General features: G+C 63.3%; 7 protein-coding genes and 1 pseudogene. 4 read left to right on the top strand and 4 right to left on the bottom strand.

All coding sequences use genetic code 11. From position 1 onward, the window contains the following. The 3 genes and pseudogenes from ABW137_RS10500 to ABW137_RS10510 all read left to right on the top strand — a co-directional run. Positions 1 to 230 (top strand): annotated as a pseudogene (locus tag ABW137_RS10500) (sugar phosphate isomerase/epimerase); the annotation flags it as partial. A gap of 26 nt (positions 231 to 256) precedes the next feature. Continuing rightward, complete coding sequence (locus ABW137_RS10505; RefSeq protein ID WP_526399585.1) at positions 257 to 1,216, top strand: Gfo/Idh/MocA family protein; 960 nt, start codon at positions 257 to 259, stop codon at positions 1,214 to 1,216. A 100-nt stretch (positions 1,217 to 1,316) separates the two neighbouring features. Then, a complete protein-coding gene (locus ABW137_RS10510) occupies positions 1,317 to 2,126 on the top strand; it encodes a sugar phosphate isomerase/epimerase family protein (protein ID WP_526399587.1) in 810 nt (269 codons plus the stop codon). Positions 2,127 to 2,562: 436 nt separating this feature from the next. On the opposite strand, the gene ABW137_RS10515 is transcribed toward ABW137_RS10510, so the two are convergent. From ABW137_RS10515 to ABW137_RS10530, 4 genes are all read right to left on the bottom strand, one after another. Further along, a complete protein-coding gene (locus tag ABW137_RS10515) occupies positions 2,563 to 3,354 on the bottom strand; it encodes an SDR family NAD(P)-dependent oxidoreductase (RefSeq protein WP_526399589.1) in 792 nt (263 codons plus the stop codon). Positions 3,355 to 3,464: 110 nt separating this feature from the next. After that, positions 3,465 to 4,295: a shikimate dehydrogenase family protein gene (locus ABW137_RS10520; protein ID WP_526399591.1), complete on the bottom strand. Its 831-nt coding sequence runs from the start codon at positions 4,293 to 4,295 to the stop codon at positions 3,465 to 3,467. Next, positions 4,292 to 4,906 (bottom strand): P-loop nucleotide/nucleoside kinase family protein, encoded by a 615-nt coding sequence (locus tag ABW137_RS10525; RefSeq protein WP_526399593.1) that lies wholly within the window; start codon positions 4,904 to 4,906, stop codon positions 4,292 to 4,294. The genes ABW137_RS10520 and ABW137_RS10525 overlap by 4 nt, the downstream gene beginning before the upstream one ends. Next, positions 4,903 to 5,550, bottom strand: a complete 648-nt coding sequence (locus tag ABW137_RS10530; RefSeq protein WP_526399595.1) for a bifunctional 4-hydroxy-2-oxoglutarate aldolase/2-dehydro-3-deoxy-phosphogluconate aldolase — start codon at positions 5,548 to 5,550, stop codon at positions 4,903 to 4,905. Before ABW137_RS10530 ends, ABW137_RS10525 begins: the two co-directional genes overlap by 4 nt. 339 nt (positions 5,551 to 5,889) lie before the next feature. Between ABW137_RS10530 and ABW137_RS10535 the strand changes: the two genes are divergently transcribed. Next, the coding region (locus tag ABW137_RS10535; RefSeq protein ID WP_526399597.1) for an ABC transporter substrate-binding protein at positions 5,890 to 6,863 on the top strand (974 nt) is incomplete at its 3' end.

Genomic DNA, 6,863 nt, shown 5'->3' on the forward strand with positions numbered 1-6,863 from the left:
CTGCCCGGGTCAAGGCCGAGGAACGCGCTGTCAGGTCCCGGGTCGTCGGTACGGGCGTCGTGCCGTGGCCCGACATCCTCGAGGAGCTCGTGCGCCGCGGTTACGACGACGTGCTCTCGCTCGAGTACGAGTACCGGTGGCATCCTCAGGACCTGCCCGACCCCGCGATCGGCTTCAAGGACTCCGCGCTCGCGCTCCGCAAGATGCTCGCCACGGTGGTGGCCACGTGACGAGTGGAGACGTACTGCGCATCGGTGTGGCGGGCGCCGGCAACATCGCGAGCATCGCCCAGCTCCCGACCCTCGTCGCGCGCGACGACGTGGAGCTGCAGGGCCTGGTCACCCGCAAGGATGACCCGCAGCCCCTGATGAGGCGCTGGGGCTTCCGCCGCGCCTATCCGACGGTCGAGGCGTTGCTCGAGACCGAGGAGCTGGACGCGTTGTTTGTCCTCACGCCGCGGTCGGAGCACGTGCACGCGACGCGACTCGCGCTGGAGGCCGGCGTCGACGTCTTCTGCGAGAAGCCGCTGGCGACGAGCGCGTCCGACGCGCAGTCCCTCGCCGAGCTGGCCGCCGCACGAGAACGGGTGCTCATGGTCGGGTTCAACCGCCGCTTCGCCCCGGTGTACGAGGCCGGTCGCGCGGCTTTCGGGGAGAGCGGCGCGAGCTTCTGCGTCGCCCAGAAGAACCGGGCAGGCTCCGAGTACCGCGCCACCTTCGAAAACGCGATCCACATGGTCGACCTGGTGCGCTGGTACTGCGGGGGCGAGCCCGTCGACGTCAGCGCGCACGCGGCCGGTGAGGACCGCTGGCAGGAGGACGGCGTGGCCGCGCTCGTCCGGTTCGACAACGGTCACTCCGGCGTGCTCGTGGCGGCCCGCGACGCCGGCGGCTGGAGCGAGAAGCTCGACGCCTACGGAGACGGGGCGAGCGCGAACGTCACCGCGCCCGACCGGATCTCGATCAGCCGGCCCGACGGGACGACCGTGCGCGAAATGTCGCCCGAGGCCTTCGGCTGGGCGACGGCGACGCAGACGTTCGGCTTCGCCGGAGCGGTTCACCACTTCCTGGACCGTGTCCGGGACCGCGGTACGCCCTTAACGTCCGGGGCTGACGCGGCGAAAACCCAGCTCCTCCTCGATCGCATCCTCGCCGTCGCCGGGCTCCCCACCGACGAGCAACCCGGACGGGTCTGGAGCAGCCACGCCAAGAAGTGACGGCGACGACCCGACGTCGTTCCCGGCTCGACCAGCTCGTTTGGGCCTTCTGATGGCATAAATCTTTTCAGCAGTCATTCAACCGAGAGGATGTTTCTACATGATTATCAACACTTTCTCCTATCTATGGTCGTCTACGGCAATTGATGCAATTGCGGAACTGGTCGACAATGGATATAAGACCTTTGAGGTTCCGATCAGCTCTCCGCATTGTTGGCCGGATGAAATGTCCACCACGGAGCGCTCGGCCATGAAGGCAAGACTCAGTGATTATGGCGCGAGAATCAGATCGCTCAATGCCGGTGGATATGACATCAATCTGGCTAGCCCTGGCGCAAACATGCGCCGCAAGAGTATTGAACACATCAAGTCGGTGATTGACCTGGCTGTCGCGTGGGATGTCCCCGAAGTCGTGATATCCCCCGGTACAAGGCGCCCCATGATCCCACCTCCAATCGAAAAGGCGTATGGATGGATGTACGAGAGTCTGGGCGATCTGATTCCACTGGCCAAACAGGCTGGCACACGACTCCTCCTGGAAAATACTCCCTATTGCTTCACTCCGACCATCCGGGACCTGGCGGGCATCGTCAGTACGGTCAACGATAATGTACTTAAGATCGTGTACGACGTCGCCAACGCCGCCTATATCGAGGAGGATCCCGTAGCGGGTTTGCTCTCGCATCACGAATCTATTGCACTTGTGCATATTTCTGACACAGGTTTGGAAACGTGGGGTCACGATCCAATCGGCACTGGAGTGGTCGATTTCGAAGCGTTGGGCCACGCCGTCGAAGCAACATGCGGAGAAAACAATGTTGTTCTCGAGATCATCCGCGAAGAAAACACCCTCTATGAGTTCAAGCAAGCAATGCATGATCTCAGAAATAGGGGCTGGAAATTAGGATAACTCCAGTGTGCAAGGTATCTGGTTCGCAGCATTCTGAACTTAGTACATGTTGCTGGTCGTAGGGACGCGGTGGCCAGGAACTGCGGGTCCATCCCGGACCAAAGTCCTCGACCTCGAGGTGGGCAACGCCAGTGTCTAATCGGTCGATGAAGCCCGCGCGGTTGACGCTGACCTTGACGCCGCCCGGCAGTTCGAGGTGCCGCCCGAAGAGGTCTGAGCTCGCTCAGGGTCTCGGGCTGCGCGACGGTGCGTTGCTTGCGGTCCGCCCGAGCCGGACCAGCGCGGCGGTGTGCGCGAGGCGTTAACCGCCGCCGACGTTACCTAGTGGCGCACTCACCGATCCCGCGAGACTGCGCCGCTGCGGGACGCCACCGACGATCGCCCAAGCCGTTCAATCAAAAGAGGTTAGTGCTGACTACTCCATGCACATCGAGCCTTACGAGTTGGAGCTTGGTCGACCAGGAATATGACTAAGAATAGACTTTGAGAAGCCGCCATCGACACAGATGTCTTGTCCCGTGACATAACTCGACAACGGGCCTACCAGAAACTCAATCACATTCGCGATATCCGTGGGGTCACCAATCCTCGACAGCGGAATGATACCTTCTCTTGCTTTCTTGATTTGGGGGTCGGCGTACATTTTCTCAGTCATCCGTGTATGAGTCATCCCTGGGGATACCACATTCACACGAATACCGTCAGGTGCCCACTCCAAAGCGAGCGTCTGGGCTAGCATTGTCAAAGCAGCTTTGCTGGGGCTATAAGCACCTGATCCGGCATGCGGTAGCTGACCAGACATTGAAGAGATGAAACAGGCCGAACCGCGACTTTGCTTCAAGTGCGCGTAGCTTGCTTTGGCAAGAAGCCACGGGCCGCGGAGGTTGACCGAGAACATATTGTCCCAGTCCTCGACGGACAAGTCGCATATTGCGCCAGGGCTAGCGATTCCAGCATTCGCAATCAACCCATCCAGGCCACCAAATTCGGCTACCGCAGCTTCTACGAGTTGACCTGGCACGTTGGGATCGCTGAGGTCACCCACCAATGCGATGGCAGTACCGCCCATTGACTGGATTGAACGGACAACTTGCTCTTGGCTAGTGGTCTCTTTATGTCCACACACCGCGATCTGCGGCTGCTCGCCTCGGGCGAGAGCCGCCTCTGCGAGCCTCACGCATGTAGATGCGCCGATGCCGCTACTTCCACCACTGACCAGAGCTCTCATCGCGCACACTCCTATAAGGGATTGACATGGTAGACATATTCATAGATTGCAAAGCCGGCCCGCTACTGACAAGTTCTTTGGCAACGGACGCGTTCCGCAAGCCGTGGTCGTCACGGTCGCTGCGCAGCTGCGCGCAGCTCGTCGGGTGTGGCGCCTTTGAAGCCGAAGAACTCCAGGTAGGCGGGAATCAGCTCGAACAACATGTCGGTGCCGACCTGGATCGTGCAGCCTTTGTCCTTGGCTGCCTGCAGGAACGGGGTGATGTCGGTCTTGAGCACCACATCTCCGACGTACGAACCGGGGGCGACGCGGTCGACGTCGACGGGCAGGGGATCGTCGTCGTTCATCCCGATGGGAGTGGCGTTCACGATCAGGTCGTAGCCCTCGGGATCCTTCGAGCCCATCACGATTTTCACGTCTGGGTAGTGCAGGTTGATGCGCTGGGCGAGTGCTTCAGAGGCGGCTGCGTTGGGATCGAACAAGCCGATTTCGGCGAGGCCGATGCCGGCCAGCGAGGCAGCGATCGAAGAACCGACCCCGCCGCTGCCGACGACCAGCGCGCGTTTCCCAGAGGGGTCGAATCCTTTGCGCAGCATGCCGCGGACGAAGCCGGCGCCGTCGAACTGGTCGGCGAGGAGCGACCCGTCCTCCCGTCGCAGGACGGCGGTCGTCGCGCCGGCGATCGCGGCGGTCGGGCTGATTTCGTCCACCAGCTCCATGGTGGTGACCTTGTGCGGCATGGTGACCAGGGCACCGCGGATGTTGGTGAGGGTGAAGACTGATCGGAAGAAGTCCGGGTAGTCCTCGGCCTTGATCCCCATCGGGACGACGACGGCGTCGATGCCGTTCTTCTCGAACCAGGGGTTGCAGATCAGCGACGACTTGAACGTGTGCGTGGGGTAGCCCAGGTGGGCGACGAGGGTGGTCGTTCCGCTGATCATCGGGTGCCTGCGTCCGTGTCGCGTCCTGCGTGCTCGAGGTCAATCGGGAGGGCCGGCAGGTCCGAGGCGGTCTCCGCCTCCTGCGCGTCGTTGGAGAGCTCTGACAGCCGTACGCCGGTCCACGCGCACCGCAGCCCGCCGTGCACGGACCAGTACTCGTCCCAGTGGGCGAGCTTGACCTGGTCGCGCTCGAGGCCACGCTTGCGCAGCCGGTCCTGCAGCGTCTTCGGGGAGACGCGGACCTGTATCACCTCCACGTCGATCGGCGGCCAGTCGAAGCGCTCCGCGGCGGCGGTGATGAAGGTGGGATCGGACAGGTAGGGGCTGAAGGGTGCGTCGACCACCACGGGGCAACCGAGGCGGAGGTTGGCCCCGGCGACGTCAAGCAGCGAGTCGTACTCGAGGGGCAGGATGTTGTCGCGGTAGAACGGGTTGGCCTCGCGGTCGCCGGGGTCGTACCCGGCCGACACCAGGGCGGCCTCGACGAACCGCGCGCTCATCGTGTCCTTGTCGAGGTACGCGGCGCCATGCTGCCGTGCGAGGCGCTGGGCAATCGTCGACTTGCCGGAGCCCGCTGTGCCGATGACGATGCGCAGGGTCGGCGCGTTCATCCGCGCGCGTCCCGCACCGCCATCAGGAAGTCGCGGGCAGCGGCGGTCACCTGGGTGAAGTCGCCGTCAGGCTGCCACGCCTTGGTGATGGCGCTTCCCACACCGACGCCCGCCACGCCCGCGGCGAACCACTCCTTGACGTTTTCGACAGTCACTCCGCCGGCGGGCATGATCGGCAGGTGCGCCAGCGGCGCGAGCATGGCCTTGGCGTAGGGGATACCCGCGTTCTCGGTCGGGAACATCTTGACGATATCCGCACCCGCCTCAGCGGTCTCGAGGATCTCGGTCGGGGTGAAGGCCCCGCTGATCGTCGGGACCTGGTAGCGGTTGGCGACCCGAATCATCTCGGGGTTGAGCTGTGGGCTGACCAAGAAGGCCGCACCGGCTCGGATGCACTCGTACGCGGCGTAGCCGTCGAGGACTGTTCCCGCTCCCACGGCGACACCGTCCGGTGCGTACCGGGTGGCCAACCGTCGGATGAGCTCGACGGCCCCCGGGATGGAGAGCGTGATCTCCAGGGCGCGGAACCCGCCCTCGATCGCGGCATGCGCGACGCGCTCCGCACCATCCGCGTCGGGCAGTCGAACGATGAGCACAGCGCCTGACTCGTCGATCGTGCGCAGTGTCGCAAGCTTGGTGAACACCTGTGTCCCCTCTGGTCAAGAACGTGACTGACAGATAGTCGCATGCTGCCTACTGTCACTGCAATCGATCTCAGCAACCGATCTCATCTGAAGAGACGATCGCAGAGCTCGCAGAGCCTTCGGCCCGAAGTCTCCCTCTCAACACCAGACGCGATCCTCTAAGACCGTCGAGCGCGCGCGTCGACCTCGACCCCCTGAGCGTTGGACGCCGATCAACGCTCAAACCGCTGCCTCACATCTGGCGACCGGGGCAATTACGGTCGCGGCCTTGACATCGGGCAGTCCCCTACTCTAGGGTCACTGCAACCGATCTCAGCAATCGATCTCATTGGAGAGAACATGATCAAGAAACGATGGCGCTTCGCCGTTGCGCTGGCGGCGGCGGCGAGCTTGTTGGCCACCGGGTGCTCCGGGTCGGCTTCGGAGTCCGAGGGGCCGGTCACGTTGACCTATTGGGACTTTCTGGACCCGAGTCAGGACAACCCGCGCGCGAAGGCGCTGAAGGAGAACCTGGCGAACTTCGAGGCGGCCAACCCCGACATCAAGGTGGAGCTTGCGGTGGTGTCCTTGGGAGACATGCTCAATCGGCTGCCGCAGGCGGCGGCTGCCGGGCAGGCACCGGACGTGTTCAAGATGTTCACTCCGCAGGTGCCGCAGATGGCGGCCGCGGGTGCGTACTCGCCGATGCCGGCGGCGGCGTCTGAGATCACAGATTGGCTCCGTCCGATCGACACGCTTGCTGGCCCGGACGGGCAGGTTGCGGTTCCTTACGAGTACCGCACGTGTGCGTTCTATTACAACGAGAAAGTCCTCAAGCAGCTCGGCGTCGAGGTACCCAAGACCTATGACGAGGTTGTGACGGTGGCCGGGAAGGCAGCCAAAGCTGGCGTCACCGGCTTCGGCACCGGATTCTCAGACGCCGACAACTCCGCGATCATCGCCACCTTCTTCGACTGCTTCATGAGTCAGGTCGACCAGCCGATCTGGAATGCCGAGGGTAAGGCCGACTTCGCGACCGAGAAAGGCATCGAGTTCGGCAACTTCCTGGCCGATCTACGGGATGCCGGAGCCCTCGCGAACAGCGTGACCTCAGACACCTACGGCACGGTCGCCGACGGGTTGGCAAACGGGACCGTCGCGATGACTGTGCTCGGCACTGAGCGAATCGTCACCATGGCGTCTCAGAACCCCGACGTGAAGTGGACCTCCCTGCCTACGGCGTCGACCGGGGACGACACCGGCGCCACCATCGGATGGACCCTGGGTATCGGTGCCGACAGTGAGCATGCCGACGCTGCCTGGAAATTCATCGA

This window comes from Mycobacterium sp. (assembly GCF_040509115.1).
In the GTDB taxonomy this organism is placed as follows: Bacteria; Actinomycetota; Actinomycetes; order Mycobacteriales; family Mycobacteriaceae; genus Mycobacterium.